Source organism: Methylibium sp., from assembly GCF_013817345.1.
Taxonomy (GTDB): domain Bacteria; phylum Pseudomonadota; class Gammaproteobacteria; order Burkholderiales; family Burkholderiaceae_C; genus Methylibium.
This window is the reverse complement of record NZ_JACDCW010000202.1, coordinates 1-2,327: the sequence shown is the minus strand read 5'-3', so window position 1 is coordinate 2,327 and position 2,327 is coordinate 1. Positions and strand designations below refer to the sequence as shown.

General features: G+C 68.0%; 2 protein-coding genes. Both read right to left on the bottom strand.

Translation table 11 applies throughout. From position 1 onward, the window contains the following. Nucleotides 1–186: 186 nt before the first annotated feature. Nucleotides 187–1,023: an IS21-like element helper ATPase IstB gene (gene istB / locus H0W40_RS19905; RefSeq protein WP_292449657.1), complete on the bottom strand. Its 837-nt coding sequence runs from the start codon at nt 1,021–1,023 to the stop codon at nt 187–189. Then, nucleotides 1,020–2,255, bottom strand: coding sequence for an IS21 family transposase (gene istA, locus H0W40_RS19900; RefSeq protein WP_292449659.1), 1,236 nt, complete (start codon nt 2,253–2,255; stop codon nt 1,020–1,022). Before istA ends, istB begins: the two co-directional genes overlap by 4 nt. Between the last annotated feature and the right edge of the window lie 72 nt (nt 2,256–2,327).

Sequence of the window (2,327 nt, the reverse complement as noted above, 5' to 3'; positions counted from 1 at the left end):
GCCAGGGCTTGAGTGCGGCGATGACTGGCGCCGCGTGTTCGCGCCGGGCAGCCAGGCGCAAGGAGGACTCCTTGGCGCGCACGGTCTTCTCGATCTGGTAGAGCAGCGCGTGTAAATGCCGAATGAAAAATCCCCAGAAGTGCCGAGTGAAAATTCCCCACTTTCGGGATTTCCTGTCAGCGGGGATCAGGCATGCGCGGCTCCGATTTTTGGCGGCCGGCCGCGTCGTTTTGGTGGCGGCGGCGGGGTGATGGCGGCGTGCGAGCGCGTGTGCTCAGGGATGAGGTCGGTGTGGGCTCGAAGGCGGTAACTGGCGCCCTCGATCTGGACGACGACGGCGTGATGCAGAAGCCGGTCGAGCAGCGCGGTGGCCACGACGGGATCGCCGAACACCTCCCCCCATTCGGCGAAGCCGCGGTTCGAGGTAAGGATCATCGCACCCTTCTCGTAGCGGGCGTTGACGAGTTGGAAGAAGAGATTGGCGCCGCCGGGCGTGATCGGCAGGTAGCCGATCTCGTCGACGATGAGCAGGCTGCTGCGACCGAGAAAGCGGATCTTCTCGATCAGGCGGCCCTCGCGCTCGGCGCGGCCGAGCGCCTCGATCAGCTCGGCCAGCGTGGCGCGATAGACCCTCCGGCCGGCCTTCACTGCGGCGACGCCGAGCGCGGTCGCGAGGTGGGATTTTCCTGTTCCGGGTGGGCCGAGGAAATGCACGACCTCGGCGCGGGCGACGAAGTCGAGCTGGGCGAGCGCCATGATGCGGCCGCGATCGAGCGAGGGCTGGAAGGTGAAGTCGAAGCTCTCGAGCGTCTTCGGTGGCGTCAGCCTGGCCGTCTTGAGCGAGACGCCGATGCGGCGGGTCTCACGGGTGGCGTGCTCTTCAGCCAGGAGCGCGTCGATGGCCTCCAGCGCGCCGATCTCGCCGCGCTCCAGCTGGCGCATGGTGTGATCGAGCGCCTCCAGCGCGCAGGGCATGCGCAGGCCGACGAGGCTGGCTCGGATGCGGTCGAGCGTCTGGGTCATCGCGCGGCGCCTTCGCTGGCCAGGCGACGGGCGACCGCGTCGTAGAAGCTGAGCGGCCTGACGCCGACGCTTGTCTGCGGCGGCGCATCAAGCGCAGCGGGCGGCGGCGCCTTGCGATGAGCGGGATCGACGCGGCGCTGGTTCTTGCCCTCCAAAACCGGATGGGCCGCGATCAGCGCGCCGTCCTCGAAGATGCGCACTTCGCTGGGGTGGTTCTGCACGTCGAGGACGCGCTTTCGGGCGGTGTCGGGGACGCTGTAGAGATTGCCGCCGACCGAGACCATGCCCTCGCGGCTGACGCGCCGCTCGATGGTCAGCACCGCGCTGTAGGGGATGGCGGGGTGCGCGATCAGCGCCGGCTTCTCCTCGGCGAAGTGCTCGTCGACGACGCGGCGCGTCGTGGCGTGCACCCTGGGATTGGCGATCCGGGTGCGCCAGTGGTCGAACTGGGCGTTGAGATCGTCGAGGTTGCGGAAGCCGCGCGCGAGCCAGAAGTCCTGCCGCACGTAGCGGTAGGGCCGTTCGATCTTGCCCTTCGTCTTGGCCCGATAGGGCCGACAGGCGCGGGGTATGGCGCCGTAGTGGTTGAGCAGCGCGACGAGGGAGGCGTTGTACTGGACGACGCCATTTGCGTCCTCGCCGATCACCGCCGTCTTCATGCGGTCGTACAGCAGCTCGGACGGAGCACCGTCCATGGCGGCGAAGGCGTCGATGTGGCAGCGCAGGACGGTCTGCAGATCCTGCGTCGCGCAGAACCGGCCCCAGATCCAGCGGCTGTGCCCGAGGATGATCGTGAACAGCCACAGGATGCGCGCGACCCCGGGCTGATCGGTGAACTCCACCCGGAACTGGGCGAAGTCGACCTGCGCTTGCTTGCCAGCGGCGGTCTCGAAGCGGCGTTCGAAGACCTGCGCCCTTGCCGGCCGGGCGTCGCGCAGAAAGTCAGTGACGACGCTGTAGCAGCCAGGGTAGCCGCGCTCCTTCAACTCGCGCAAAAGCCGCTTGCCCGACAGGTCCGGCCAGGCCGTGATGCGGGCGCGCAGGTAATCCTCGTACGGCGCGATCAACCGAGGCTGCGCGGCGCGCGGGCTGTAGGCTGGCGACGCCATGCCGACCTCAAGGTGCTTGCGCACCGTCTTGCGGTCCATCCCGAGCTTGCGCGCGATGGCCGAGACGCTGAGCCCCTGCCGCTTCAAATCGTGGATCAAGACGATCTCTCCCAGTGTGATCACCTGCCTGCCCCTTCCGTTTTGGGATTGCAGGTGGGGTGCTTTGACCGCCGCCGATGTGCGGGGGGCATGCCC